The sequence below is a fragment of the Gloeocapsopsis crepidinum LEGE 06123 genome (genome assembly GCF_015207655.1).
Classification (GTDB): Bacteria; Cyanobacteriota; Cyanobacteriia; order Cyanobacteriales; family Chroococcidiopsidaceae; genus Gloeocapsopsis; species Gloeocapsopsis crepidinum.
The window spans coordinates 21,147-48,139 of record NZ_JADEWN010000050.1 but is presented as its reverse complement, the minus strand read 5'-3'; the positions used below and the strand labels follow the sequence as shown (position 1 = coordinate 48,139).

29 protein-coding genes and 2 pseudogenes are annotated in these 26,993 nt (G+C 43.0%); 16 read left to right on the top strand and 15 right to left on the bottom strand.

Annotated elements, in window-relative coordinates; all coding sequences use genetic code 11:
• Nucleotides 1–241 (bottom strand): annotated as a pseudogene (locus tag IQ230_RS18295) (NAD(P)H-quinone oxidoreductase subunit H); the annotation flags it as partial.
• Between the two features lie 370 nt (nucleotides 242–611).
• Between IQ230_RS18295 and rplU the strand changes: the two are divergent.
• Nucleotides 612–1,034, top strand: a complete 423-nt coding sequence (rplU, locus tag IQ230_RS18290) for a 50S ribosomal protein L21 (RefSeq protein WP_193933704.1) — start codon at nucleotides 612–614, stop codon at nucleotides 1,032–1,034.
• Between the two features lie 23 nt (nucleotides 1,035–1,057).
• Nucleotides 1,058–1,345, top strand: coding sequence for a 50S ribosomal protein L27 (gene rpmA / locus IQ230_RS18285; RefSeq protein WP_099702443.1), 288 nt, complete (start codon nucleotides 1,058–1,060; stop codon nucleotides 1,343–1,345).
• A gap of 70 nt (nucleotides 1,346–1,415) precedes the next feature.
• On the opposite strand, the gene IQ230_RS18280 is transcribed toward rpmA, so the two are convergent.
• Nucleotides 1,416–1,850: a hypothetical protein gene (locus IQ230_RS18280; RefSeq protein WP_193933703.1), complete on the bottom strand. Its 435-nt coding sequence runs from the start codon at nucleotides 1,848–1,850 to the stop codon at nucleotides 1,416–1,418.
• Nucleotides 1,851–2,278: 428 nt separating this feature from the next.
• On the opposite strand from IQ230_RS18280, the gene cruF reads away from it, so the two are divergent.
• Nucleotides 2,279–3,199: a gamma-carotene 1'-hydroxylase CruF gene (cruF, locus tag IQ230_RS18275; protein ID WP_193933702.1), complete on the top strand. Its 921-nt coding sequence runs from the start codon at nucleotides 2,279–2,281 to the stop codon at nucleotides 3,197–3,199.
• Nucleotides 3,200–3,217: 18 nt separating this feature from the next.
• Nucleotides 3,218–4,408, top strand: coding sequence for a 2'-O-glycosyltransferase CruG (gene cruG, locus IQ230_RS18270; RefSeq protein ID WP_193933701.1), 1,191 nt, complete (start codon nucleotides 3,218–3,220; stop codon nucleotides 4,406–4,408).
• On the opposite strand, the gene IQ230_RS26850 is transcribed toward cruG, so the two are convergent.
• Together IQ230_RS26850 and rnhA are read right to left on the bottom strand one after the other, a co-directional pair.
• The gene (locus IQ230_RS26850; protein WP_407646682.1) at nucleotides 4,368–4,688 is read right to left on the bottom strand and encodes a hypothetical protein; all 321 of its coding nucleotides are present in this window, start codon (nucleotides 4,686–4,688) and stop codon (nucleotides 4,368–4,370) included. The genes cruG and IQ230_RS26850 overlap by 41 nt on opposite strands.
• A gap of 150 nt (nucleotides 4,689–4,838) precedes the next feature.
• Nucleotides 4,839–5,267 (bottom strand): annotated as a pseudogene (gene rnhA / locus IQ230_RS26845) (ribonuclease HI); the annotation flags it as partial.
• A gap of 254 nt (nucleotides 5,268–5,521) precedes the next feature.
• Between rnhA and IQ230_RS18260 the strand changes: the two are divergent.
• Nucleotides 5,522–7,480 carry a DNA polymerase III subunit gamma/tau gene (locus IQ230_RS18260; RefSeq protein WP_193933700.1) on the top strand — a complete coding sequence of 653 codons (1,959 nt, stop codon included), beginning with the start codon at nucleotides 5,522–5,524 and terminating at the stop codon, nucleotides 7,478–7,480.
• On the opposite strand, the gene IQ230_RS18255 is transcribed toward IQ230_RS18260, so the two are convergent.
• Nucleotides 7,477–8,874, bottom strand: coding sequence for a glycosyltransferase (locus tag IQ230_RS18255; protein ID WP_193933699.1), 1,398 nt, complete (start codon nucleotides 8,872–8,874; stop codon nucleotides 7,477–7,479). The genes IQ230_RS18260 and IQ230_RS18255 overlap by 4 nt on opposite strands.
• A gap of 513 nt (nucleotides 8,875–9,387) precedes the next feature.
• Between IQ230_RS18255 and ebsA the strand changes: the two genes are divergently transcribed.
• Nucleotides 9,388–9,762 carry a type IV pilus biogenesis protein EbsA gene (ebsA, locus tag IQ230_RS18250; protein ID WP_193933698.1) on the top strand — a complete coding sequence of 125 codons (375 nt, stop codon included), beginning with the start codon at nucleotides 9,388–9,390 and terminating at the stop codon, nucleotides 9,760–9,762.
• Between the two features lie 143 nt (nucleotides 9,763–9,905).
• Nucleotides 9,906–11,030, top strand: a complete 1,125-nt coding sequence (locus IQ230_RS18245) for a phosphotransacetylase family protein (protein ID WP_228055107.1) — start codon at nucleotides 9,906–9,908, stop codon at nucleotides 11,028–11,030.
• Here IQ230_RS18245 and IQ230_RS18240 read toward each other — a convergent pair.
• Nucleotides 11,020–11,517 carry a DUF4188 domain-containing protein gene (locus IQ230_RS18240; protein ID WP_193933696.1) on the bottom strand — a complete coding sequence of 166 codons (498 nt, stop codon included), beginning with the start codon at nucleotides 11,515–11,517 and terminating at the stop codon, nucleotides 11,020–11,022. The genes IQ230_RS18245 and IQ230_RS18240 overlap by 11 nt on opposite strands.
• 181 nt (nucleotides 11,518–11,698) lie before the next feature.
• On the opposite strand from IQ230_RS18240, the gene IQ230_RS18235 reads away from it, so the two are divergent.
• From IQ230_RS18235 to IQ230_RS18215, 5 genes are all read left to right on the top strand, one after another.
• Nucleotides 11,699–12,229: a PadR family transcriptional regulator gene (locus IQ230_RS18235; RefSeq protein ID WP_193933695.1), complete on the top strand. Its 531-nt coding sequence runs from the start codon at nucleotides 11,699–11,701 to the stop codon at nucleotides 12,227–12,229.
• A gap of 63 nt (nucleotides 12,230–12,292) precedes the next feature.
• A complete protein-coding gene (locus IQ230_RS18230) occupies nucleotides 12,293–12,799 on the top strand; it encodes a hypothetical protein (protein WP_015189176.1) in 507 nt (168 codons plus the stop codon).
• A 36-nt stretch (nucleotides 12,800–12,835) separates the two neighbouring features.
• Nucleotides 12,836–13,252, top strand: coding sequence for an MAPEG family protein (locus IQ230_RS18225; protein WP_193933694.1), 417 nt, complete (start codon nucleotides 12,836–12,838; stop codon nucleotides 13,250–13,252).
• Between the two features lie 178 nt (nucleotides 13,253–13,430).
• Complete coding sequence (locus tag IQ230_RS18220) at nucleotides 13,431–13,922, top strand: YajQ family cyclic di-GMP-binding protein (protein WP_193933693.1); 492 nt, start codon at nucleotides 13,431–13,433, stop codon at nucleotides 13,920–13,922.
• Between the two features lie 101 nt (nucleotides 13,923–14,023).
• The gene (locus tag IQ230_RS18215) at nucleotides 14,024–14,188 is read left to right on the top strand and encodes a metallothionein (RefSeq protein WP_015189173.1); all 165 of its coding nucleotides are present in this window, start codon (nucleotides 14,024–14,026) and stop codon (nucleotides 14,186–14,188) included.
• Between the two features lie 92 nt (nucleotides 14,189–14,280).
• Here the strand turns inward: IQ230_RS18215 and IQ230_RS26840 are convergent, their stop codons facing one another.
• Both IQ230_RS26840 and IQ230_RS26835 read right to left on the bottom strand, forming a co-directional pair.
• Nucleotides 14,281–14,559, bottom strand: coding sequence for a hypothetical protein (locus IQ230_RS26840; RefSeq protein ID WP_228055106.1), 279 nt, complete (start codon nucleotides 14,557–14,559; stop codon nucleotides 14,281–14,283).
• Nucleotides 14,560–14,585: 26 nt separating this feature from the next.
• Nucleotides 14,586–15,062: a class I SAM-dependent methyltransferase gene (locus tag IQ230_RS26835; RefSeq protein ID WP_228055105.1), complete on the bottom strand. Its 477-nt coding sequence runs from the start codon at nucleotides 15,060–15,062 to the stop codon at nucleotides 14,586–14,588.
• A gap of 158 nt (nucleotides 15,063–15,220) precedes the next feature.
• Here IQ230_RS26835 and metH point away from each other — a divergent pair, with 158 nt between their 5' ends.
• The gene (gene metH, locus IQ230_RS18205) at nucleotides 15,221–18,760 is read left to right on the top strand and encodes a methionine synthase (RefSeq protein ID WP_193933692.1); all 3,540 of its coding nucleotides are present in this window, start codon (nucleotides 15,221–15,223) and stop codon (nucleotides 18,758–18,760) included.
• 15 nt (nucleotides 18,761–18,775) lie between these two features.
• Here the strand turns inward: metH and IQ230_RS27470 are convergent, their stop codons facing one another.
• The 3 genes from IQ230_RS27470 to IQ230_RS18190 form a co-directional block, all read right to left on the bottom strand.
• Nucleotides 18,776–18,898, bottom strand: coding sequence for a hypothetical protein (locus IQ230_RS27470; protein ID WP_265576231.1), 123 nt, complete (start codon nucleotides 18,896–18,898; stop codon nucleotides 18,776–18,778).
• 153 nt (nucleotides 18,899–19,051) lie between these two features.
• Nucleotides 19,052–19,705: a hypothetical protein gene (locus IQ230_RS18195; RefSeq protein ID WP_193933691.1), complete on the bottom strand. Its 654-nt coding sequence runs from the start codon at nucleotides 19,703–19,705 to the stop codon at nucleotides 19,052–19,054.
• A 338-nt stretch (nucleotides 19,706–20,043) separates the two neighbouring features.
• Nucleotides 20,044–20,370 (bottom strand): YbjQ family protein, encoded by a 327-nt coding sequence (locus tag IQ230_RS18190; protein WP_099702459.1) that lies wholly within the window; start codon nucleotides 20,368–20,370, stop codon nucleotides 20,044–20,046.
• A gap of 202 nt (nucleotides 20,371–20,572) precedes the next feature.
• Between IQ230_RS18190 and IQ230_RS18185 the strand changes: the two genes are divergently transcribed.
• The gene (locus tag IQ230_RS18185) at nucleotides 20,573–21,517 is read left to right on the top strand and encodes a tetratricopeptide repeat protein (RefSeq protein WP_193933690.1); all 945 of its coding nucleotides are present in this window, start codon (nucleotides 20,573–20,575) and stop codon (nucleotides 21,515–21,517) included.
• Between the two features lie 259 nt (nucleotides 21,518–21,776).
• Here IQ230_RS18185 and IQ230_RS18180 read toward each other — a convergent pair whose 3' ends face one another.
• Nucleotides 21,777–22,637 (bottom strand): ABC transporter ATP-binding protein, encoded by an 861-nt coding sequence (locus IQ230_RS18180; protein ID WP_193933689.1) that lies wholly within the window; start codon nucleotides 22,635–22,637, stop codon nucleotides 21,777–21,779.
• 284 nt (nucleotides 22,638–22,921) lie between these two features.
• Between IQ230_RS18180 and IQ230_RS18175 the strand changes: the two genes are divergently transcribed.
• Together IQ230_RS18175 and IQ230_RS18170 are read left to right on the top strand one after the other, a co-directional pair.
• A complete protein-coding gene (locus IQ230_RS18175) occupies nucleotides 22,922–23,368 on the top strand; it encodes a hypothetical protein (RefSeq protein ID WP_193933688.1) in 447 nt (148 codons plus the stop codon).
• Between the two features lie 135 nt (nucleotides 23,369–23,503).
• Nucleotides 23,504–23,866, top strand: coding sequence for a hypothetical protein (locus IQ230_RS18170; protein ID WP_193933687.1), 363 nt, complete (start codon nucleotides 23,504–23,506; stop codon nucleotides 23,864–23,866).
• Here the strand turns inward: IQ230_RS18170 and IQ230_RS18165 are convergent.
• The 3 genes from IQ230_RS18165 to IQ230_RS18155 all read right to left on the bottom strand — a co-directional run bounded on the left by IQ230_RS18165 (nucleotide 23,844) and on the right by IQ230_RS18155 (nucleotide 26,951).
• A complete protein-coding gene (locus IQ230_RS18165) occupies nucleotides 23,844–25,568 on the bottom strand; it encodes an NAD+ synthase (protein ID WP_193933686.1) in 1,725 nt (574 codons plus the stop codon). The genes IQ230_RS18170 and IQ230_RS18165 overlap by 23 nt on opposite strands.
• 82 nt (nucleotides 25,569–25,650) lie before the next feature.
• Nucleotides 25,651–26,388, bottom strand: coding sequence for an NUDIX hydrolase (locus tag IQ230_RS18160; protein WP_099702464.1), 738 nt, complete (start codon nucleotides 26,386–26,388; stop codon nucleotides 25,651–25,653).
• Entirely contained in the window at nucleotides 26,352–26,951 is a 600-nt protein-coding gene (locus IQ230_RS18155) for a nicotinate-nucleotide adenylyltransferase (protein WP_193933685.1), read from the bottom strand. Before IQ230_RS18155 ends, IQ230_RS18160 begins: the two co-directional genes overlap by 37 nt.
• Between the last annotated feature and the right edge of the window lie 42 nt (nucleotides 26,952–26,993).

Below are 26,993 nucleotides of genomic sequence, written 5' to 3'. Positions count from 1 at the left end.
CGGCTTCATTGAACATTCCGGCAGCGTAGTCCCAGCGACTAACATAAGGAACGTACATGATATTGGTGCGGTTTTCCGCGATTTTTTCCATTCCACGGTGCAGATAGCCAATGACTGGCTCGCAATCTACTACATCTTCGCCATCCAAGGTGACGATGAGTCGTAGTACGCCATGCATCGAAGGATGGTGCGGACCCATGTTCAGCACCATAGGTTCCGTTCTCGTTTCAATTCTTGGCATAGAGCAGCAAGTTTAAGTTTTGTAGCGTTGTCTTCATTATCACTGACGGCGATGTTTTTGTGTATTGGGAATTAGCGATTAGCAGTTAAAAAGTTACTCGTTAAGAGTGTTGAGTTATGAGTTAAAGAGAGTTTTGAGTTAAGAAAATTCTAATGCCTCCGGCACCTTTGTTCGCTTTCCAAAACTAATCACTCTTCCACTAGCCACTGATTACTCGCTCTTCACTTTTTGACAAATCCTTAACAACTCTACTACAATAGTAGATTGTGCTGTCTAAACCCTGCTCGGATCAGGTGAATGATTAGCAAAAGTTGGTAGCTTATCAGCAAAGCTTACCAGCTACCTGTACGGCAAAGTTACAAAATATCCCATGACTTACGCAATTATTGAAACTGGCGGCAAGCAATTAAGAGTAGAGCCTGGTCGCTTTTACGATATTGAACGCTTGAGCGTTGAACAAGATGAAAAAGTTACTTTGGACTCAGTTTTATTTGTACAACACGACGACGGCATTGCGATTGGACAGCCGTTTGTGGATGGAGCGACAGTAGAAGGCACAGTGTTACGTCATCTACGCGATCGCAAAATTCTTGTGTACAAAATGAAACCCAAGAAGAAAACACGCAAAAAGCGGGGACATCGTCAGGAAATCACGCGGTTGATGATTAATTCCATCAGCTTGAATGGTTCGGTGTTTACTTCCGACGCAGCACAACCAAATGCGAGCGCAGCTGCTTCATCTGACAAACCTGAGGTAGAATCCTCTGCTGAAACTGCTGATGAAGCACAATAGAAAGACAGAGATCAGAGGAAATTATGGCTCACAAAAAAGGAACTGGTAGTACCCGCAACGGTCGTGATTCAAATGCCCAACGCCTAGGTGTAAAACGCTTCGGTGGCGAAAAAGTTCGTGCTGGTAACATAATAGTGCGCCAGCGCGGTACTAAATTTCACCCTGGCAATAATGTAGGCATTGGCAGCGACGACACCTTATTCGCTTTAATTGATGGGGTGGTGACTTTTGAAAGAAAGGACAGAACCCGCAAAAAAGTTAGTATATATCCGGCTGCCGTACAAGAAGCTGTGGCAGCAACAGGATCGTAACAGGCGATCTTCTAGGTCAGGAAGGCTACTTGCTTAAGGCGGTAGCCTTTTAATTTGCTTATTCACTCAATTACAGCCACCAGTAAATCCAAGTTTGTGCTACTCCACCTATCACCAAACCAACAATCGAAACAGCAGTTAATATCCAAAATATTTGCATTTCACTCCATCCGGCTCTTTGTGCATCCAAGCGAAATAATGTAGCAGAAGACACAGCAACTAATCCATGTGCAAATATATGAAACCAGGAGATAATCAGGACGGTTAAAAAAGCTCCGACGACAGCGACAAAAAAAGCTCTGGTGTCAGACTTAAATAAAAGTCCTAGATCATTTTTTAATTGAGACCACGGAGAAGCCAGGAGGGTGGAGAGGAAGACAATACACGCGATCGCAACTACCCAAGCTGCTATGGGATCGTCGAATGCTTCTAACAACCAGCCTAAGGAAATGTACGTTAATAGCAGTAAGGTGAAAGATAGCCAAGGAATTTTGAAACTTAGCATTGAACTGGTAAGTTACTCATTTAACACGTCGGTGAGGGTAGTAGAGGTAACAACAAAATTTGCTTAACAGCTCTGTTCATAATTGTCTTTATGTGCAACAAATTGGATAAAACTTCTATCTAGCTGTAGTTTTATGCCAAATTCCTACTTAAGCAGTCGTATTGTAACTCGGCTATAGCTTTACTCGTACTGCACTACCTGTCTTAGGAGTTTTACACCTTCACAAAGACTTTATGATTGAGGCTTACACCAGCAGAACCAGTATGAGATATCTTTATCTTCTACACTCTGCGCTTTATACTTAGCCTTTTAGCAAGTCAGTTAACTATCTTCCTTATGAACAAAAAACTTATTCGCTGTATTCGTAAACATTTGTAAACTATTATGAGTGACATTTATCCAGTGTCAGATTGTCTCAAGGAACTCTCATGAAGCAACTTGTTATTGCTGAACGCTACTGCTTGATTGGTCATATTTTGGCAAAGACTTTTGGACTTGCAGGGTTGATCCTAGTCGTACCGCATGCTGACGCCATCTTACATTTACTGCCAGAGGGAAGCACTTTATTTCAGTGGAGTGTAGAAAAGTCTATGGCTGGAGGTGGTGTAACTGACATCCTGTTAGGATTAGTCGCTGTCTCAATTTTTGCCTACCGCACGGTTGGAGTACGACTAACATTAGCATTTATGCTGCCAGCCATTTTTATATCTTTGGCGAGTGAATTATTAGGAACAGGTACTGGGTTTCCGTTTGGAGATTACAGCTACCTTAGTGGATTGGGTTACAAGATTGCAGGGCTAGTGCCTTTTACTATCCCTTTGTCTTGGTTCTATATGGGTTTTTCTTCCTATTTAATTGCTAATGTTGCTTTGAATACTGCTAAGTCTAGTTGGTTGCGCCAATTGGGTGCTGTGCTGCTAGGTGCAATGCTGTTTACAGCTTGGGATTTTGCACTGGAACCAGCAATGAGTCAAACAACTTTTCCTTTTTGGTATTGGGCAGAACCAGGAGCTTTCTTTGGTACACCCTATCGTAATTATTTGGGCTGGTATGGCACGAGTGCCTTATTTATGAGTGTGGCTGCATTGTTATGGAAAAATCCCCCATTAAACTTAAACCGCTCGCAGCTAGTTGTGCCATTGATTGTTTATTTAAGTAACGTTGCGTTTGCTGCTGCTATTAGCTTAGCTTCTGGATTTTGGATTCCAGTAGCTATAGGTTTAATCTTGGGTGTCATTCCAGTTATTTTTCTATGGTGGATGGCACAACCCAGTACAGAAAATACTCCTGTCACAGAAGCAACGACAGGTGTTGTTAACAACCCTTCTGTCAAAGTTGCTTTAAAGTAAACCGTGCAGGGAGTTGATGTGGTCAGCTGGTTAATATTTCAAGGCGCTATCGCATTGTTGCTACTGATTCAAATTCCAGCAACAGCAGTTTTGCTATCGCGCTTACTCAAAGGTCCTCGTCGCCATCCTCCCTTAGAACCTACCTTGGCTACACCAGAACTTGTAGGTAGTGTGAGTGTTGTGGTTCCCACTTTAAATGAGGCTGACCGCATTAGTCCCTGTTTAGCTGGGTTGAGTCGGCAAAGTTACGAAGTTCGAGAAGTTATTGTTGTAGACAGCAACTCTCAGGATGGGACACCAGATTTAGTAAAGGCGGCACAAAAACACGACCCGCGCTTTCATTTGATGACAGATGACCCTTTACCTTCCGGTTGGGTAGGTCGTCCGTGGGCATTACATAATGGGTTTTTACATAGTTCGGAAGATAGTGAATGGTTTTTAGGGATGGACGCGGATACTCAACCTCATCCTGGTTTAGTTGCTAGCTTGGTGAAAACTGCACAAGATGAAGGCTATGACTTGGTCTCTTTATCACCGCAATTCATTCTCAAGTCTCCTGGCGAATGCTGGTTACAACCTGCGTTATTAATGACCCTGCTGTATAGATTTGACAGTGCTGGTGTCGATGCTGCAGTTGCCGAAAGAGTCATGGCGAATGGACAGTGCTTTTTGTGCCGTCGTGCGGTATTGGCTCAAGTGGGTGGCTATAGTAGCGCTAAAAGCTCTTTTTGTGATGATGTAACATTGGCACGAAATATTTCATCTCAGGGCTTCCGCGTAGGGTTTTTGGATGGTGCAAAGGTTTTTAAGGTAAGGATGTATGAAGGAGCAATCCAAACATGGCAAGAATGGGGGCGATCGCTTGATTTAAAAGATGCCTCCTCGTCTGCGGCTTTATGGTGGGATTTGTGGCTGCTATTTGCAGCTCAAGCTTTACCTTTGCCCATTGTCTTGAGCTACTTGCTGTTTTTACCGTCTACACCTACACCTTTTTTACTATCATTGCTGGGACTCAATGTCTTTGTGCTAATCATCCGCTTTGCTTTATTATTTGCGATCGCGCCTTCCTACGATCGCTCTCAAGCACAAGGAGGTTGGTTATTCTGGTTTTCACCTTTCGCCGATCCTTTAGCAGTGTTACGGATTTTCTTATCTGCTTTTCACACTCCTACTCAGTGGCGGGGTCGCCACTACGATCGTCCGAGTTAACTTGATCTGCGCGTTCTAATTCCCAAAGAATTTGGTTTCCTTCGCGTCGGACGCGTGACACAATCCAGTTGCGCCAGCGCCACTCGTCACCACGACTAGTTACTGCGCTGGCGTGTACGTCCATCAAATCGGCTAATTCAGAGCTTGTAATTAAGTAACCTTTTGCTGCGATTTCGTCAGCAATCCGTAAAGTTTCTACTAAGCTACGTAGCAGTGCCACTCTCGTCTCGCGGGGCATTTCTTCACTAGCGACAACGGAGTTTGGTGTGGTAGATTCCATCATGGTCATATCTGAGACAAGGTGGCTAGAAGTTGTAGTCTTTTCGTAAGTTATCGTAGAGTGTGGTACGCAATCAGATACTTCTGTTACCAGTACAGAATTTGATGTGAGTTGTTGCAGCGTTGGGTTTTTACCAATGGCAAATGCCCGCGCAATTTTGTCACAGCGCTCGTTACCCACATTACCTGCATGACCTCGCACATACTGCCATTGCACGCCTTGGTTATTTCTTTCATCCAGAATTTGCCAGAGATCTTGGTTAAGTACTGGTTTTCCTTGGGCAGTTTTCCAACCTTTCTTTTTCCAACCTTTTACCCATTGTGTGATGCCTTTAATTAGGTATTCACTATCGGTGAACAGCGTAATGGGTTCATGAGTCGGTACGGTTGCGAGCAATTCTAGCGCGGCGATCGCAGCTTGCATTTCCATGCGATTGTTAGTGGTTTGTGATTCGTAACCACCGAGTTCGTGAACTGAGCCATCAGCCAGGTAAGCAACAACAGCCCAACCACCAGGACCAGGGTTGCCAGTGCAGGCTCCATCAGTGTATATGCTTTTGATTGTGGAGTTAGAAGGCATATGAAAATTGACTGCTATACACGCCTCAAAAATAACTTCGCCTAAAGACAATACTGCTAAGTCTTGATAACAAAAAGGTGAAGGACTATTAAGGCTAGCATAATTGCGTTTGGTTCTACCTAAATTTTTGCTAGCAAGTTACCTTATTAGTATATTTGTTCTACTTTGCAACAGATCTCACTCGAATAAACCACGCTTCTTTTGACCTTCAAAGACAACACTCGCTCAAATGTATCACCTTTAAACCTTTTTGCATGTACGAGCCACTACATCACAAGTATCGACCCCAAAATTTTGCACAACTGGTGGGACAAGAGGCGATCGCCACAACGTTGAGTAATGCTGTTCGTACCAGCAGAATAGCTCCTGCGTACTTGTTTACAGGTCCGCGAGGGACAGGAAAAACATCTAGCGCTCGCATTTTGGCAAAATCGCTTAATTGTTTAACAAGCAACATGCCTACCGCAGATCCTTGTGGAGTGTGCGAGGTGTGTCGAGGAATTGCAAATGGTTCCGCGTTGGATGTAATTGAAATTGATGCTGCGAGTAATACAGGGGTAGACAACATTCGGGAAATTATCGAGCGATCGCAGTTTGCTCCAGTGCAGTGTCGCTACAAAGTATATGCGATCGACGAATGCCATATGCTGAGTACCGCAGCCTTTAACGCTTTACTGAAAACGCTCGAAGAGCCACCACCACACGTTGTTTTTGTATTAGCAACAACTGATCCCCAGCGAGTTTTACCAACAATTATTTCCCGCTGCCAGCGGTTTGATTTTCGCAGAATTCCCTTAGAAGCGATGGTGCAGCATCTCCAAGCGATCGCGGCACAAGAACAAATCCACATTACCAGTGAAGCCATAACACTAGTTGCACAACTATCTCAAGGAGGATTGCGAGATGCCGAAAGCCTTTTAGATCAACTGAGTTTGTTATCAGGCAGTGTCACAGTAGAGAGCGTTTGGGACTTAGTCGGTGCTGTTGCTGAACCAGATTTACTCGCATTACTAGAGGCGATCGCTCATAATAACGCTGAACAACTTTTAGACCGTACGCGTCAATTGTTAGAACGCGGTAGAGAACCTCTAACAATCTTGCAAAATCTCGCAAGTTGCTATCGCGATTTACTCATTGCCAAAACCGCCCCTCACCGTAACGATTTAGTTGCTTGTACTCCAACAACATGGCAAGCAATGTGTCACTTAGTGCAGCAGTGGGAAATAGCAACAATTCTCGAAGGACAAAAAAATCTCAAAACGAGTGAAGTACAAATTAAAACTTCTACGCAACCGCGACTGTGGTTAGAGGTCACACTACTTGGATTATTACCTATAACAAGTACGCATCAGATATCTCCGGTGAGCATCAATCGTAATATCAGTAACGCCAACGCATTACCCGTCAAAGACACTCCACAGCCCCAAACACCTTCTTCATCAACAGTCATTGCTGCGCCTGTACAAGCCGTACAACAAGAAGTCGTTGAACCATTACCTCCAGCGCCAGTTCATCAAAATAATCTAGAGTCCAGCAGTGAAGAAGATGAACTTGAAATTCAGACTGAAGAAGTTGTAGCAAATCACTCTGTTGATTTAGAACAAGTTTGGCAACAGATACTACAAAACCTACCATTGCCAAGTAAAGCACTGTTTAAAGAACATGGCAGCCTCGTCGCAATTTATGAGCAACAAGCTGTCATTGGGATTCGTTCGCCGAAATTACTCAAAATTGCTCAAACTAAAGTAACAGATTTGGAAGCGGCATTAGGAAAAATATCCGATCGCAAGATAAAAGTACAGCTAGAAGTTGCAGCAACTCATCAATCAAAATCTGCTCCTCAAGCAGTACCACAGCCTACAAGAAATTCTGCGGTAAGTACCGTCTCTTCTCCCCAAGCAACTGCATCAGCACCCACCACTACGTCTACGTTAGTCACACAAGGCGCGATTACCCAGAGTGCAGCACCAGAGACGATCGGACTTGAAGCTGTTCCGGAAACACCAATTAGCGAACCACTCTCAGCTTTTGAATCTGCTGATGCCACAGATGAAGTAGCGATCGCCGCTCAACGTTTAGCTGATTTTTTCAAGGGTGAGATTCTGCAACTCAATGATGGTTCGCTATTTACTCAACCAATGACAACAAGCAGCCTACCACCGCAGGCTGCCTTAGATTGGGATGATGCTGAAGATACCGATTTTGATTTCTAATTATTGCCTTGATGGACGGTTTTCACCCATTTTAGCCGCTTTGGTCGCACTGACATTCGTGCAGTGGTACTTGCCATCACCACCATCCAATGGCACATGTACAAAGTACCGCGCAGCGTTTGTAGAAAGATAACAAACAATGCTGACCAAGTGAGCTTATCTTCAAGCGTGCGAATGCGCTTTAAACCAAGGAACATCCAGAGCATAAATATGGTGACAGTAAAGCTTGTTAGCGGCGTGAGCACAGGTAATCGGTTGCGGGCGATCGCCATCAGTAGATCAGGAACTTGAGCGATCGGGACAATGTACTGAATCAGCAAAAACATCAACAAGTCGAATTTTTTACCAGCACCGATGCGGCTTTTGACAATTAACCGCCAATAATCTAAATATCTTTGATAGCCACCTTCTGACCAGCGATTACGTTGATGCCATAAGGCGATCGCATTTGTTACGCCTTCTTCTTCGACATCTGGGTAGCTGACAAATTCAATTTCCCAATTGTCTAAGTGCAAGCGTAAAGTGAGATCGAGATCGTCAGTAATTGTTTCTTCGTTCCAACCACCACAACGCTCAAGCGCTTGACGGCGTACGAATTGACCATTTCCGCGCAACTCACCGATTCCACCAACAGCTACGCGCTGCTGCTGAACGTAGCTATCTACAGCCATTTCTGCCATTTGTCCGCGAGTCCAGAAGTTCTCGCAAGAGTTGGCGATCGCTTTGCGTACTTGTACGGCTCCGACAGCGCGTCTGTGAAATATTGGCAATACACGCTGCAGCAAATCAGGCGTTACCTGTGCATCCGCATCAAATACTGCCAAAATCTCACCCTTAGTGAGTGGTAAAACTTGGTTCAATGCGCCTGACTTACCACCACCAGCACCTGTACCCCGTCGTAACACTTTTAACTTATGGTAAGTTTGCTGTAATTTTTCTAGAAGTGCTGGTGTTTGGTCGGAACTATTGTCATCAATCACCCAAACCTCGTAGCGGTCTACTGGATAATCGAGGCTACAAAGAGTCTTGACTAAATTACCAATGACTGCTTCTTCATTTTTAGCTGCAACTAGCAAAGAAACCGAAGGTAAATAATCAGCTGGCGCATTTCGCGTACGAGGACGAGCAAAAACCAACCGTAGGGTATGAATTCCCCACAAAGTCGTTAAACCTAGTACTAGCCAAAATCCAAAAGAAATTAAATGAAGGGCAATTGTGCCACTCCAAACTACGACTAACACAACAGCCGCTTTACGCCTGCGATTCTCGCCACAAGACTTGAGAGACGTTGTTTGCAACGTTTGTGACTCGTCCTCTGATAATTCAGATAACAAGGAGCCAAGAGCATCAAGCTCACTGTAAGAATCGTTTTCCGGCCAGGAATTCGCTGGCATAATTTACTTGATCAACCACCAGAATTTATTTACACACTTTAAAGAAGCTAGGATTGCCTTAATATCATGCATACTGACGTCTCAACGTAACTTTGTCTTGCGTTACCTAATTGTCTCAGACCGAGTATGGTAGCGCTAGCATCAGAAACAGATTTTGTTGTCAGGAAAAATCGCGATTGCTGCAACAACCGCTGAAGCACGAATTTCAATGCAATTTTTCTTAGCTCCAATAAAAGCAAGTGCAGCCCTATTGTACCCGACATTGAGAGGAGCAAGGGGGAAGTGTTAGTGGTGCTTTGGTTAATGTTGAGTTTTGAATGCGCGAGTTTTGGAAAGCGAAGAAAGGTGCCGGAGGCATTTATTGAAAAATTTTATCAACCCTCTTAAACTCATAACTTATTACTCCACACACCCGTGCTACAGAAGCTCAATATTTGGGAATACTAGGCGTAGGAGCTAATTTTATTGTTTTTACTCCTTATTGCCACGTATAAATATTTTCACAATCCCAATATGTCAATTGAGCAACTACAACCTGCTGTTTTGCAAGAAGTCAGAGTTTATCAACCGTATTTTCAGGGCAATAAACGCAATACACTCCCCTTAGCAATTAGTCTTTACAAACAAGGAGTGCTTCAAGGACAGCGCAATATAGAAGGTGGTGATGATATTCCTTTTGTTGCGACTTGGAACGTTTCTACTCTACCTGCCGATTTAACTCGCTATCGAATGCAGTTCGACGGTAAGGCAGATCTCAGTTATGAGGTGATGATGTCTAGTTCGGAACTCGTAGACTTTCTGATCGAGACGATTTTACATTTCAAACGGACTAATACAGTTGATTTCTCTAAGGGTTTTTACCGAAAACTACTCCGCTTCGACGATTAGATCAGAAAATCTTACTTCATTTTGTAACTTAAACTTCCAATCTGTTAGCCGTCTACCCTCAAACTACAAGAACTGCTGATGAGTCTTATCAAATAGCATGTTCAACCTAGAATATATAAATAATAAAAGTCGCGTGCGGCAAAATGTTGAGTTTAGGGAGTGGGGACGTGCCGAATGCTAAGTACTTGCTGATTGGATCAATGGAAGCTTACAGCGGTAAGTCGGCAACAGTGCTGGGGTTATCCGATCAGCTAAAGGATTCAAAACTCGATATTGCCTATGGCAAACCTTTGGGTAATTGGATGAATGACTCTGATGAATCGCTGATTGACGCAGATGTTCAGTTTATTAACCAAATACTTCAGCTACCAGAAAACAAACTGTTACCATCGCTCCTGACTTTAAATGAAGCAAACATTCAAAAGCGCCTGCGCGGTGAAGATACAAATGATTACCAATCGGCTGCAACACAATATCTGCAGTCAAAGGGAGATTTGGTGCTACTTGAAGGTCCAGGTACTTTAGAAGAAGGCAGCTTATTTGGTTTAAGCTTACTAGAGATTGCTGAAGTTGTTGATGCGAAAGTACTGCTTGTCGCACGATACAAACCAGTGTTTTTAGTAGAGGCACTTTTATCGGCGAAGCAGCGCTTGGGCGATCGCTTAATTGGTCTCTTAATCAATGATATTGCTCCAGAACAGATGGAGACTGTTAATACAGAAGTCCGCTCATTTTTGGAAAAACAAGGTGTTCCAGTCTTGGGAACACTACCAAAAAATAATTTATTGCGGAGCGTCAGCGTCGCTGAACTTGTTCAGCACTTAGGTGCAGAAGTATTGTGTCGTCCCGATCGCCTGGATTTAATGGTAGAAAGTCTGGCAATTGGCGCTATGAATGTCAATGCGGCACTAAAATATTTCCGCAGACGGCAGAACCTGGCAGTGGTAACAGGTGGCGATCGCGTCGAAATTCAACTTGCTGCTTTGGAAAGTTCGACGCAATGTTTAATTTTAACGGGACAACTACCACCACCACCATTTATTCTTTCCAAAGCTGAGGAACTAGAAATTCCCATTTTGTCGGTCGATCTCGATACACTCTCGACAGTAGAAATTATTGATCGCACTTTTGGACAAGTCCGTCTGCATGAACCGATTAAAGTACAATGTATCCGCGAGTTGATGCAGGAGCATTTTGATATCGAGCGCTTGTTGTCGCAATTAGACTTAAAGCCTGCAGTGGCATTGCCTCAGAATCTCATGAAGTAGTGGAAGTAGATTGATCGGTTTTTAACTGTTGCCGTGCATTTTCTCTGCGTCCTGTAATTGGAACATGCTTAGTTGCACTGGCTAAGCCAAATATTGGCATATTGCCATAAATGGCTTTATAGTTACCAGGTTCAATCAGGTAAGTTTCGTGCCAAATTCCTACACTGCCATCGTTCCCTATGGCGCGACTAAAATGTTGCCATGCCGCTAGATGAGGATCAGCAGGATTCCTGGCAAAACGCTCTAAATCCTCAAACGAGCGCCAGTATTGAATTAGCCCAGCACCCCGCCAATAGAAAAAGTTTTCTCCGCCTAAAAATCCTTTTTCTGGATGTTGGTAAAGCGTATTCAGCATTGGTGCCATTGCCCGTGCTGTGGGAATCCATTTGGAAAAAGCGAAGAATTGATTAATTCGCATTCCAATCAGAAATACGACAAAGGGTTCGTCAACTTGCGCTGTAAAGCGCCCTGGCATGATTTGAACCATGACTATCTTCCGTTGTATTGCAAGGTTTTACAAACAATTCGCTTAACTCGTCAGGTGCTGATAACGTATATGAACGCAAATCATACCCAACTGGAGATTTTTTGTGCAATTAATTTAATATGTGTTTAGTTGCATATATAAATTATATGCAACTGTTTGCATATGTCAAGGAAATAATTTCATGGCTTTAGCACACGCAATTTTGGCAGTTCTGGTTGATTGCCCCAATAGTGGTTACGACTTAGCAAAGCAATTCGATGGTTCTGTAGGGTTCTTTTGGGCAGCCAGTCATCAACAAATTTATCGGGAGTTATCGAAACTCGAAAAGCAAGGTTGGCTGAGTGGTGAAATCATTCCGCAAGAAGGACGTCCTGATAAAAAGCTGTACTACATTACCGAAGCAGGGAAACAAGAACTGCAAGCGTGGATCGCTCAACCTTGTGAGCCAGCAGCAATTAAAGACGATCTTTTAGTAAAAATCTTTGCAGGTTATATAGCTTCCCCAAAAATAATTTTGGATGAGTTACAGCAGCATCGCCAAGCGCATTTAGAGAAGTTATCGATATACAAAACTCTAGAACAGCGGTACTTCCAAAATCTACAAACGCTGTCTTTAGCCGAGAAGTTTCATTATCTAACGCTGCTTAAAGGTATTAGTTATGAAACCGACTGGGTGGCTTGGTGCGATCGCGCAATTGAAATACTTCGTTAATCGTAAATAACTGCGATCGCGCTGTCTGCTAGAATAGCTAGGTTGTTTAATCTGATTCCGTCTTTGAGTCAGTCTATAGATCTCGTCAACAACGTTGACACCTTAGCGCAAGAACTAGCAACGATTCAGCAAACAGGTGCTAAGCGAATCGCCTTATTAGGTTCTCGTCATGTTCCCCTTACTCATCAGCATCTGATCGAAATGATGAGTTATGCCCTCGTTTTATCTGGCAATCGATTGATCACCTCTGGCGCAACTGGAACGAACTCTGCTGCGATCCGAGGTGCAATGCGGGCTGATGCTAATTTATTAACGGTCATTCTTCCTCAAAGTCTAGAACGCCAACCACTGGAGTCACGACAACAGCTTGAGCAAGTAATGCACTTAGTAGAAAACCCCAGCAATGACAATTTGTCTTTGGCAGAAGCTAGTGCTATCTGTAACCAAGAAATTATCTCGCGCTGTCAGCAGTTGATTTGCTTTGCGTTTCACGATAGCCGTACTTTGCTACAAACTTGCCAAGAGGCAGAGGATCAGCGCAAGGTAGTGACGCTATTTTATTTAGACTAAGGCTGTTAGTTATTCGCTCTTTTCAACTGGTAAAATATGGATTTCTCACAACTACCAGCTTCTGTAGTCTTTTTATATTGCATTGTTGCGGCAGTCATCTTAATTTATCTGCCGTTCTTAGTCGTCGGTTATGCGCGGGTAAAAGTTGGCTATGATATTGCCGCTCCTCGCGCTATGTTTGATAAGTTGCCACCCTATGCACAACGGGCAACGTGGGCACATCAAAATTCTTTTGAAGCCTTTATGATTTTTGCTGCCGCAGCTTTGATGGCTTATGTCACAGGGGTGAATTCTAACTTAGCCGTCGGCGCAGCGATCGCATTCGTGATTGTTCGTTTCCTGTACTCGGTATTTTATGTTGCCGACATTCCTATTGGGCGATCGTTCATGTTCGCGATCGGTTCCCTCTGTTCTGGTACTCTATTTGTCCTAAGTCTTTTGCAAACTAATTAGGAGCGAGTGAATAGTGATTAGTAGTTAGTGAAAAGTTTTGAATTTTTAGTTTTGAGTTTTGGAAAGCGAACAAAGGTGCCGGAGGCAATTATTTTGAATTTTCTTAACTCATAACTCAACACTCAACACTTCTAGTCTCCCCCAGCTTCAACAAACCCTGACCCCTGACCCCTTGCTTATGGCTGCTACATACTCTTTTGATATCGTTAGTGATTTTGATCGTCAAGAGTTAGTCAATGCGGTAGATCAAACTGTACGGGACATTAAAAGTCGCTATGACTTAAAAGATACCCAAACTACTGTGGAACTTGGCGATGAAGTTATCACAGTGAACACTGATAGCGAATTTACTCTAGAGTCAGTACACACTGTCTTGCGAGAGAAAGCTGCGAAGCGTCAATTGTCGATGAAGATTTTTGATTTTGGCAAAGTTGAATCAGCAAGTGGAAACCGTGTTCGCCAAGAAATTAAGTTAAAAAAAGGCATCAGTCAAGAAATTGGTAAGCAAATCTCGAAGCTGATTCGCGATGAATTTAAGAAGGTACAAGCTTCGATTCAGGGCGATGCAGTGCGAGTTTCGAGTAAAACAAAGGATGACTTGCAAGCTGTCATGCAACGTCTGAAGCAAGAAGATTTTCCGGTAGCTTTGCAGTTTACTAACTACCGCTAGAGCGATCGCTAGTTCACCAAAGATTTTTGCTGTAAATTTTTTAAAAAATACATGAATATCTGTTCATATGTTATATTAATATTCAGAGCTAGGAGAAAAAAATGACAACTGTAACCCAAATGAAGTGTGCGTGCGAAAATTGTTTGTGTATTGTTTCGCTAGAAGACGCTATCCAGAAAGACGGTAAGCCTTATTGCAGCGAAGCTTGTGCTAATGGTCATACAAGTGGTTCAGGTTGCGGTCACAGTGGTTGTGGATGCAGCTAAGACTCAAGTTGTTCCTAAAGCATTGTAGAGTAACAGGGAGTAGGAGAGAAAAATGTTCCTACTCCTTTGTTGTTATGAAATTAACTTCTAATTCATTTTTTCGCGCATAAGAATCTATAGCCCACATCCAACTGATTAAGTTGCTTAAATTGCCCATATTTTGCATTCCATTGACCATTATTTAAATCGGCTTGAAGAAGATTTATTCCGGTTTGAACTGCATCAGGATTAGCTAGCGCAAAAGCTGACATACTTGCTCTAACTTGAGGATTTAAATAGATTTCAGGTCGTCTCCAGCCTGCGGCTAAGAACACATCTGATAAATCTGGTGGCAGCATAAAAGGATAAACATCAACGATTCCTTGGGTCATTTGTTTAAGGAGAGATACGACGTCTTTTAAAGATGAAAAGACTTGTTTGTCATACTCTCGAATACAAGGGAAATAATCATACAACCAGAATTTTTCACCTGCGATCGCGTCAAAAGTAAGAATAATAACTTTCTTTTAGCAATCCGGTTCATCTCGCAAAAGGCTTTTTTGAGATCAAAGAAGTGGTGAATTGCCAGAAGACAAATAACAGCATCTACTGCATCGTCAGGTAAATGAATTGCTTCAGCGTAATTGTTCAGCCATTGCACTTGTGGATGTGGTGTCGCCAGTGATTGACATCGCATCACGGCTGAAGGTTCGACCGCATAAAGATTAAATCCGCGTTCAGCAAGCATCCTACTATAGCTACCTGTTCCTGCACCAATGTCAGCAATAACACTTCCTGGATGCAACGCAAGTAACTGTACTAGCGAATCGACTATCCGAACATCTGGAAGGCGAGAGCAAGTATAGAATTGACCGATCGCATCATAGATAGGCATGATGGGTTTTTGTAGGACATTAGGTAATAAAAGGTAATTATTTCGATGCGATCGCCCCCTCTTGCGCAGAAATTTTGCAAAATATATAGAAGTTGAATATTCTTAACTTAATTCTCAGCAATCAGACAGTTCGTCCCATTTGCTAGCGATATTTATATATGAACAGCCCTTTTCTGACTCGCCTTCACAGTCCCGATCGCCCTGTCATCGTCTTTGATGGCGCAATGGGAACAAATTTGCAAACCCAAAATCTCAGCGCAGAGGACTTTGGAGGAGCGCAATACGAAGGATGTAACGAGTATTTAGTTCATACAAAACCCGAAGCTGTTGCCAAGGTACATCGTGACTTTTTAATGGCAGGTGCGGATGTTATCGAGACAGATACATTTGGTGCTGCATCAATTGTCCTAGCAGAGTACGACTTAGCAGACCAAGCTTACTATTTAAACAAAAAAGCAGCAGAACTCGCGCTTCAAGTTGCCGCAGAATTTTCTACTCCAGAAAAACCCCGCTTTGTTGCTGGTTCAATGGGACCCACAACCAAATTACCAACATTGGGACACATCGACTTTGATACGATGCAAGCGGCTTTTGCCGAACAAGCTGAAGGGTTATATGACGGTGGGGTTGATTTATTCATTGTTGAAACTTGTCAGGATGTGCTGCAAATCAAAGCAGCATTAAATGCAGTCGAATCAGTGTTTCATCGCAAGGGAGAACGACGTCCCCTGATGGTATCGGTGACAATGGAAACAACTGGTACGATGCTGGTAGGCTCCGATATTGGTGCTGCGTTGACAATTTTAGAGCCATACCCAATTGATATTCTCGGTCTAAACTGCGCTACGGGTCCAGACCGGATGGCAGAACATATTAAATATCTTTCGCAGCATTCGCCGTTTGTCGTTTCTTGTATTCCTAATGCAGGGCTACCAGAAAACGTAGGCGGTCAAGCGCACTATCGACTCACACCGATGGAATTGCGCATGGCGTTGATGCATTTCATTGAAGATTTGGGAGTGCAGGTGATTGGTGGCTGTTGCGGTACGCGTCCCGATCACATTCAACAATTAGCGGAAATTGCCACGACACTGAAGCCTAAAGAACGGCATCCTAGCTATGAGCCAGCAGCAGCATCAATTTACAGTGCGCAACCCTATGACCAAGATAATTCATTTTTGATTATCGGCGAACGATTAAATGCGAGTGGTTCCAAAAAATGCCGCGAATTGCTTAATGCGGAAGATTGGGATGGACTCGTGTCGATGGCTAAAGGACAGGTAAGAGAAGGCGCACATATTCTCGATGTCAACGTAGACTATGTAGGGCGTGATGGCGAACGGGATATGCATGAACTGGTATCTCGATTAGTAACGAATGTGACACTGCCGTTAATGCTCGACTCCACTGAATGGGAAAAGATGGAGGCAGGGTTAAAGGTAGCTGGTGGTAAATGTTTGCTCAACTCGACGAACTACGAGGATGGAGAGCCACGATTTTTTAAGGTATTGGAGTTAGCAAAACAATATGGTGCTGGTGTCGTTGTGGGCACGATTGATGAAGATGGAATGGCGCGAACTGCCGAAAAGAAATTTGAAATTGCCCAACGTGCTTACAATCAAGCTGTAGAATACGGTATTCCACCAGAAGAGATCTTTTTTGATACCTTAGCGCTACCGATTTCGACAGGAATTGAAGAAGATCGCGCTAATGGTAAAGCAACGATTGAAGCAATTCGTCGCATTCGCGAAGAACTACCAGGCTGTCATGTGGTTTTGGGGGTTTCCAATGTTTCGTTTGGCTTAAATCCCGCTGCGCGTGTGGTACTTAATTCGATGTTTCTCCACGAAGCAATGATGGCAGGAATGGATGCAGCAATTGTTAGTGCTAGCAAGATTTTGCCGTTAGCTAAGATTGAACCAGAACACCAGGAACTCTGTCGCAAGTTGATTTATGATGACCGGCAATTTGATGGAGATATTTGTGTTTACGATCCCTTGGCAAAGTTGACAACCTTGTTTGAAGGCGCAACAACTAAACGCGATCGCACAATTGACGAAAGTATTCCGATCGAAGAACGTCTCAAGCGTCACATCATCGACGGCGAACGTATTGGCTTAGAAGAACAACTGCAAAAAGCTTTGGAAAAATATGCACCATTAGATATTATCAATAGCTTCTTACTCGATGGCATGAAAGTTGTTGGAGAACTGTTCGGTTCTGGACAAATGCAGCTACCTTTCGTGTTGCAATCTGCGGAGACAATGAAAGCTGCAGTGGCTTATCTTGAGCCATTGATGGAAAAACAAGAAAGCGGTAATAACTCTAAAGGTACGGTAGTGATTGCGACGGTTAAGGGTGACGTTCATGACATTGGTAAAAACCTTGTTGATATCATTTTGTCGAATAATGGCTACAAAGTCGTTAACCTTGGTATCAAGCAGCCAGTGGAAAACATTATTGATGCCTATGAAGCGCATAAAGCTGACTGCATTGCGATGAGTGGGTTGTTAGTGAAGTCCACTGCTTTCATGAAGGAAAATTTAGAAGTATTCAACCAGCGAGGAATTACGGTTCCGGTGATTTTGGGCGGTGCAGCGTTGACCCCTAAATTTGTTTATGAAGATTGCCAGCAAACGTACAAAGGACACGTAGTTTATGGTAAAGATGCCTTCTCTGACTTGCATTTTATGGATAAGTTAATGCCCGCTAAGTCGCAAGGTAACTGGGACAATCTCCAAGGCTTTTTAAATGGATTGGCGAAAGATCCTCAAACATCACAAAATGGGCATCAAGAACCCCCTGCAGAAAATCCCTCACCCCTCACCCCTAACTCCTCACCTCTCCCTGTTGATACACGTCGTTCTGAAGCTGTAGCAGTCGATATTGAGCGTCCTAAGCCGCCTTTTTGGGGAATGAAGATCTTGCAACCAGAAGATATTGCTTGGGATGAGTTATTTTGGTACTTGGATTTACAAGCTTTGATTGCAGGACAGTGGCAGTTTCGTAAACCAAAAGAGCAATCAAAGGAGGAATATCAGGCGTTCTTAACACAGAAGGTATATCCGATTTTAGAGCATTGGAAGCAGCGGATTGTTGCCGAAAAGTTGTTGCATCCACAGGTGAGTTATGGGTATTTTCCATGTCAGGCTATGGGAAATTCATTGATAGTTTACGCTCCAAACCATAAAGATACACAGGAAGTGGCAAGGTTTGAGTTTCCTAGACAAAAGTCTTTGAGGAGGCTTTGTATTGCTGATTTCTTTGCATCGCAAGAGTCGGGTGTGATTGATGTGTTTCCGATGCAGGCGGTGACGATGGGAAATATTGCAACGGAATTTGCGCAGGAATTGTTTGCTGCGAATCAATACACTGACTATCTCTATTTCCACGGCTTGGCGGTGCAGATGGCGGAAGCTTTGGCAGAGTGGGTTCACGCACGAATTCGGTGCGAGTTGGGCTTTGTGGCTGAGGAACCGGATAATATTCGGGATGTTTTGGCGCAGCGCTATCGCGGTTCGCGCTATAGTTTTGGTTATCCTGCGTGTCCGAATATTCAGGATCAATATAAATTGTTGGAGTTATTGGAAAGCGATCGCATCAATCTCTACATGGATGAAAGCGAACAACTTTATCCTGAACAATCAACTACGGCAATTATTGCCTATCACCCTGTAGCAAAATATTTTAGTGCGTAGTGTGTAATTGTCTCCCTAAACTGGATACCACAATTGTTTGGTGTTGTCTGCTATTGGTTGACCATCGCTATCTCGGTCGAGAATAGTTGGTGTTGTGTTTGTTTGCAGTTGTTGCACCAAGCTGGTAGATCTCTCCATTCGAGAGGGATTGCCCTACTCCATCTTTTTACTCAGTGGTCAATCAGTTAATCGTTTTTCACGCAGTTGCTAACCCCTGAGAAGACAAAAATAGCACCTAGGACTAGGTGCTAAAAAATATCATTGTGATTTGTTTCTAAGTGGTACTGTTAATTAGTAAGTGCTGGTAGTAGTGACATTTGTTCTTGGGCTACGTGCGCCAGCAGCTGCACCAATCATTGAAGCGATTAAACCTAATAGGGAACCAAAGAAGAACCACCACAATCCTTGAGAGAGATTGCTTGCGATATTACGAGTATCTTGAGCAGTTACATTCGGTGGAGTTACGTTAACGTTAGGAGATGGCACCTGACCAATAGCACCTCCTGCTACATTAGCAGCTGCCTGAGTTGCTAAACCAAAGGCACCTGTTACTCCACTTGCGAGTAACCAAGAACCAAGTGCTAATGTTGTTGCCCAAAGAATCGCTCCGTTTAAAAGAGCTGTGCTACGATTCATTGGTCCGCAAGCACGGGCTGTTACCCAGCCACCAACAAATAAGGAAATCAATAAACCAATAGTTGACCAAATACCTACGTTACCGGCAACATCTGGTGCGTTTGTTCTTGGAGCACCGGAACCTGAAATTGTCGTTGCACCAATTGCACCAAATAGCGCACTGAGGAGTAATTGAGTTGCTAAAGCAACAACTAAACCTGAAATAATAGGACCCCAGCGAACGCGATCGTGATAATCGACGACAGCTGCTCTAGTCGCAACGGCAGGCTCTGAAATGACATCATCTGCCGGTCTGTTTACATATGACATGGGTAACTTGCCCCCCTTCCCTGTTCTACTTTGTTATATTTCTACTTGAGCCTATAAGTTTAAATTGGAATTTCATTTTAACTATCTATCAGTAGAAATAGTTCCGAAATCTACCTTTGGGAGTAAAGTGAATTCAATCAGATACGGATGTTCAATTAGCTAATAAAAATTTATTTTTTTATTAATTTATCGGTACTCTATTAAGTTACTAAAACTTAATGAATAATAGGAATTGTCAGTATTTATAAGTTTGATTAACTTATCAAATAAGAAGTGAAAGAGTCAAATCTCAACATATCTTGATTTCTAGCTTGGCTCAAACTAATTTTCAAGGGTATTTAAAGAAGCTTAACAGCAGTTCCCGTTGCTGTGATGAGCAGTAAAGCCCCTGATTGATCAATGTTAATTGTGCCAGTATCTATCTCAATGCCAACGATTCCATTGGCACCTAGTTTAAGTGCGCGTTTCTCTAATTCCTGAAGTGCATCTCGCTGACCCCTCTCGAACAAACGTTCGTAACTGCCAGTTCGCCCGCCGATGACATCTCGAATTCCAGCAAAAAAATCACGTAGTGCATTACTACCGTAAACAACTTCAGCAGTCACAATGCCTAAGTAAGCTTCAATCGTAGAGCCTTGAATAACATCTGTAGTCGTTAAAAGCATAGGGCAACCTAGAAAAACAAAATTTGCTTGAGAAAAGTAAACTCTTCTGAAGAAGCGTAAAAGCTAAATTGAGCAGAGAGGAGCTAAAAGCAGCGAACTAGAAAGTAAGAAAAAAAGTTTCCAAATCTAGGGTTTCCTGGTTTAATGTAGAGCATTAGTAGAACCTTGGCAAAAATCGCAAAAGTATAGCAGAAAATTAGTCGTGCAAAAGCAAAGTTTATTAGCTATCAGTATCTTGCTGCTAGGAGGAATTGGTGTTATTGTACCGCCAACTGCTGAGGCTCAGGTAGTAGCAGCACAAAATAAAGGCGCGGTACCAAGTAGTCCTTACCAAAGAAGTCAGCAATTGCAAAAATTGCTGCAAGAAGGACGTAGATTGATGGATGCAGGAAAATCAGCTGCAGCGATCGCTCGCTACCAACAAGCAGCGAAGTTATCACCGAAAAATGCGCGGATTTTTTCAACAATTGGCTTTTTGTACGCCCGTCTAGGAAACTTTGCAGCAGCAACAACAGCATATCGGCAAGCTATTGACGCAGCGCCAACCCATGCAGACTTTCACTACGCTCTTGGCTATACGCTAGCAAGGACGGGACAGTATGCAGAGGCTGCAAGTGCGTATAGGAGAACAACAGAGCTAGACCAGAACAATATTAATGCTTATCTTGGATTAGGTGTAGTGCTATTGCGCCAAAGGAATTATAAAGGTGCAGAGTGGGCAGCACGGCAGGCAATCAACCGCGATCCAAATAATGCGAGTGCTTATGAATTAATGGGTGCAATTCAACTGCAACAAGATCAGTTTCGCGATGCGATCGCTACCTTGCAAAGATCAGCGACAATTGACCCTAACAACGCTAACGTTTTAGTCAATCTAGCTACTGCTTGGGCGACTCAAGGCAATATCACTGCAGCGTTAATGACTTTGAGACAAGCTATTCAAATAGACCCACAAAATGTCAAAGCATTACTTCAAATGGGGGACATTCTCAGAGTTCAAAACGATGTTCAAGGTGCAATAGACGCATACAAACGTGCTTTGGCGTTGCAGCCAGATTTAGCAGAAGCCCAAAAAGCAATGAATGATATGCTGCTCAATCAACCAGGTAGCAATCATCTAAATCGTCCTCTTCCGTCACGGCTTTAAGAGAAATTAGGGATTAGTGGCGCTTTGGCTAGTGCGTGAGTTTTGAATTTTTAGTTTTGAGTTTTGGAAAGCAAACAAAGGTGCCGGAGGCATTTATTTTAAGTTTTGAGTTGTGAATGCGTGAGTTTTGAATTAATTAAAAGAAATTTCAAACTTCTCTTAAACTCATAACTCAACATTCATAACTCTCATAACTCAACACTCAACACTTCAAGACTCTCCGTCTCTGCTGTATGGGAAGTCTCCCTCAACTTTATAACTAATCGAGTTGGCGTCCGGTGAGTTCGACAAAAATATCTTCAAGGTTTGAGGGACGTACCATAATGCCAGTTTTATCTTTTTGCTGGTTAAGGTAGGCGTTGGCTTGTTCTAGGGTGGGGAAAAATTGATATTCCCAGCGCCCTGCGTCCTTCGTATCTGTTTGTTTGATCGCTAATCCTTCTCCGTGTTTGGCACGTAACTGTTGTAGCGTTCCTAGGGAAATCAGTTTGCCATTATCCATAATGCCGATGCGATCGCATAAGTACTCGACTTCTTCCATATAGTGCGTTGTCAGTAACATTGTCATTCCCTGCTTATTTAAATCAAGAATGATTTCCCACAAACGTCGCCGAGTTTGCGGATCAAGTCCTACTGTTGGTTCATCTAAAAATAAAATTTGGGGTTGATGTAACAATGCTCTAGCAATTTGTAAGCGGCGCTTCATACCACCAGACAATGTTTTCACAAGAGCATCTCGCCGATCTGCAAGTTCTACGTACTCCAGCCATTGGCTAATGAGTCGCTGACGCTGAGGATTATCAATGTGATGTAGTCTGCCATGCAACTCCATATTTTCCCACACAGATAAATCGCCATCAACACTTGTTTGCTGTAAAACTACTCCAATGCACTGCTTGACTTGCAGTGATTGACGCATGACATTAAACCCTGCGACTTCAATCCGCCCTTGAGATGGTTTCGTTAAAGTTGTCAGCATCCGAATTGTTGTTGATTTACCAGCGCCGTTTGGTCCTAGCAAACCAAACATTTCTCCAGGTTGAATTGTAAAAGACAGGTCATTAACAACAGGAATGTTGTTGTAAAACTTGTGAACGTTTTGCAGCAAGACAGCAGACATCAATATTTACGTTAGTTCATTAAATCTATTCATACTTAAATTATCACCTAGGTTTCGCTACGCGCTGGTTGCAAGAGCATCACTAGTGTGCGACGGTAGTTACACAACCCGACTTGCAAGACAAAAATCAATTCGCTGGTAGTCGCAGCATTCTTTTGATGGAAAGAGAATAGAGTAACGAAGGAAATAAATTTAGTCTAAAATTTTCCATTTCGTGCTGAAGCAGTCTGAGATAATAATTTGTCTGAAGTATAAGATTTAATTCTACCAAGGTAGGTAAATATATGCGATCACAAGCTTGGGCACAGTTGTTGTGCCTTGCTGGAACTGCGTTATTGGTTAACTCATTTGTACCTGTAATTGCCCAGACTCCACCTGCACGCACTTATCAACCTGGATACTGGCAACCACGAGCGCGGGTCAATCCAAAAATGCCTGTTACAGTTATTTTAGAAAATCAAACTGAGATGCCGCTCAAGTATAACTTTTTAGATGACCGTGCCGAAGCAAATTTGATTGTTGGCGACCAAGTTCAGCTCAACAAAGCTATTTTACCAATGAACATAGCGGTTTACGATCCCTCACCAAAGGCAGGAGCGGGAGATGAAGTTAATCTTACTTATGCTGTTTCTGTCAGAAATAATATACTAACAGTCCTTGTTCAGCCAACAAAAGAAGAAGGATATCGTGTTGTTAACATTAGCAGAACAGGAGCTGTTTATCTTTATTAAGATATAAGTAGTTTGCCAATCATCAATGACTTAGTGCTAATCGCTTGAATATTTAGATATATGTGAAGTTCATCGCTTTGGCGAAGTAGTATTTTAGTCTTGATATATTAGGAGATAGATAGCTAAGAAAGGGTCATGCTACTCATTTGTAGAGTCATCGCTACCTTAGGAATTATTGCCCTAGTCAATGGAATATCCTGTCCTGTCCCAGCTATGCCCTTGCTAGCAGATACTTCAACATTTATAGCACAACAGTCTTACGATAATAGTGCTGGGTATCGCGGTAGAGTCTACACATCAGATTTTGGTCGCCTGCATGGATTGCCGCGATCGCGTAGATTCTATCGACAGCGTGTCAATACTGCTTACCGTGCCGATCCTTTCTATCATTTGTATACTGGTAGTTTCCACCGTCGCCGCATCCATAATAACCGCTATCCCATGCGCAGAAGAATTGGCGGCTTTAGACCAGAAATTAGGCTGAGGTTTGTGAGGTAAGGCTGGTTTGCTCAAGAGTATTCGTTTGGCAGTTACTTGTGGATACCCATTTGTTGGCAATTGGCATTCGCCAGCCTGTACCAAAGGCGCGATCGGTAACTTTTAGCCCTGGTGGTGCTTGACGGCGCTTAAATTCAGCCCGTACCACCATTTTAATGACGCGATCTACTATTATTGGATCGTGACCTGCCTCTACAATTTGACTAGCAGATTCATGATTGCAAATAAAGCGCTCTAAAATATCATCAAGTACATCATATGATGGTAAGGAATCTTGATCGACTTGACCAGGTTTTAATTCGGCGCTAGGGGCTTTAGTGAGGATGTTTCCTGGAATAATCTCTAAGTCTTGATTTAACCAGCGACACAAAGAGTAAACGCGGGTTTTAGGAACGTCAGCAATAACGGCTAAGCCACCATTCATATCACCATACAGGGTGCAATAGCCGACTGCCATTTCTGATTTATTTCCTGTAGATAGTAGTAGATGTCCAAATTTATTGGAAATCGCCATTAACAAATTACCGCGAATCCGCGACTGAATATTTTCTTCAGCAAGTCCAAACTCCGTATCAGCAAATAAAGATGCTAAAGTTCTGTCATAGCCTTGCATTAACTCTTCAATAGGTAAGGTTTGTGTTTGGATTCCTAAATTTGCGGCAAGTTGCAATGCATCTTTAATTGAATGTTCGGAACTATAGGGCGAAGGCATCAATACGCCTAAAACATTTTCTTTACCTAGGGCTGCTGTGGCGATCGCAGCTACTAATGCAGAATCAACACCCCCACTTAAACCAATGACAACTTTAGAAAAGCCACATTTACGGGTATAATCTTTTACGCCCAAAACTAAAGCTTGCCAGATTTGGGCATCATTATTTTCTGGCATCGAGGCAATTATACTAGGTTGTAAGTCTTGCTTTTTTTCATCAAATTCAACAAAAAGTAAATCTGGCTCAAATGCAGCAGCGCGGCATACCATTTCACCATTACGGTTAAATCCGACACTACAACCATCAAAAATCAAGTCATCATTAGCAGCGATTTGGTTGGCGTACAGAATTGGGCAACGATAACGGCTAGCAGCATGACTCAGCATAGCTTCGCGTAGTTGTTGTTTAGCGACACTGTAAGGAGAAGCTGATAAATTGACAATTAAGTCAACGCCTGCCTCAATTAAGTCAGTAATTGGACTGACTGCATAGTGACGTTTTCCCCAAAACTCTTCATCATTCCACAAATCTTCGCAGATGGTAACACCGATTTTCTGAGGCGAGGAATTAAGTGTAAAAAATTTAGTTTCTTGCCCAGGTTCAAAGTAGCGATTTTCGTCGAAAACATCGTAGGTAGGAAGGAGGCGTTTGTGAAAATACTGAATTCCTTGATGAAGTAAAGCAACGCTGTTGAATAAAGGTTTACCACCAGAAATGTATGCTTGGGCGTTAGGTTCGACACAACCAACTAAGACTGCTAACTGAAGTGGTAAGTCTTGTGCGAGTTGTTGTAGGGTTGATGCGATCGCCGTAATAAAACTCGGATCGAGTAATAAATCTCTAGGTGGGTAGCCACATAGCGAAAGTTCAGGTGTTAATAATAAGTCTGCACTTTGTGCCGCTGCATCTTGGGCAGCTGTGAGAATTTTTTGCGCATTACCTGCTAAATCACCAACAGTAGGATTAATTTGAGCGATCGCAATTTTCATACTAAGTGGTTAGTGGCTAGTGACTAGTAAATGAAGATAAAGGAAGTAACAGTTGTGTTGGAGTCGTTAGTTCTGCTAATCGCTAAATAAATACTAAAGGTTTATCTTTAAAGGGAGCAAAGGCTGTAGCATTAAAGCGGTATAAACTTGCGGGACGTCCTGCACCGCGTGAGACTTTCAAACCTGTATCGCACAAGAAACCTAGCTTCAAAAGTCGGGCACGAAAATTTGAATAATCAGAAAATTCACCTAATACTGTAGTATAAAATTGATATAGATCGTTGAGCGTAAAAACTTCGGGTAAGACATCAAACGCGACAGGGCTGTATTCCAATTTATTTTTGAGTCGGCGATGTCCATAAGCTAAAATTTCATTATGATCGAATGCTAGTTGTGGAACTTGTTTTACCGGATACCAAGCGATTCCACTCACTCCATCGGCAATCAGTTCCGCATCTTCATAGCGCACTAACGCAAAGTAACTGACCGAAAGATAGCGCACTTTGTCTGTTTCCTCACGAGGATCGCGGTAGGGTCCGCCAAAGGTGTACAGTTGCTCCAAGTATAAATTTTTGACTCGAATTTTCTCTGCTAAAATACGATACGCTGCGTCTTCTAGCGATTCGCCTTGGCGTACCAAGGTTCCAGGTAAACACCATTGACCTAAAAAAGGTTGTTGCTGCCGCATCACTAGTAGGACTAAAAGCCGATTCTGGGCAGTGTCAACGGAAAAGATCGCGTTGTCTACCCCAACCTTAAAATCTGCTAAGGGCTGTGGCTTAACTACATCGGCAATTTTTCTTTGGCTGCGTGTTGGCATTCGTACAAATGCTGTTGATGAATATATGCTTCTACAGGAGGTGTTAACGCTTCGGCATCTCCACTTTCACGATACGCTGTTGAGGAAACATTAGGGGCAGTTAGATTGGCGATCGCCACCTTCGCGCCCAACTGTCTTAGCGGTTGCAAATCACTGTCTTCTACTTCATATCCTGGTCGTGGTACAACTAATAACTGAACTTGTTGCAACAATTCTTCAATGGCGTACCATTGTTGTAACTGATCGATCAAATCAGAACCAATAACAAGTGTAAAGACTGTGTTCTTACCCCAGTGTTGTTTTGCTTTATAGACTGTCTCTAGCGTGCGATGACTACTTAATTCTTGATGTAAGCCGATATTGGATCGAGGAGGATTAATATCCTCAATCAGCAACCGCAGCATAGCAGCGCGATGTTCTAGAGGTGAACCGTGAGACTTAAAGGGATTATCTGCTGCCCATACTGCCACCCAATCGTAGCATTGTGATAACCAGCTAATAATTGCTTGATGTCCGGCGGTAGGAGGATCAGCACTTGTACCAAATAACGCAATTTTGAGCATTTTAAATTTTAGATTTATTATTGGCAATCGAACCTGTGTTAA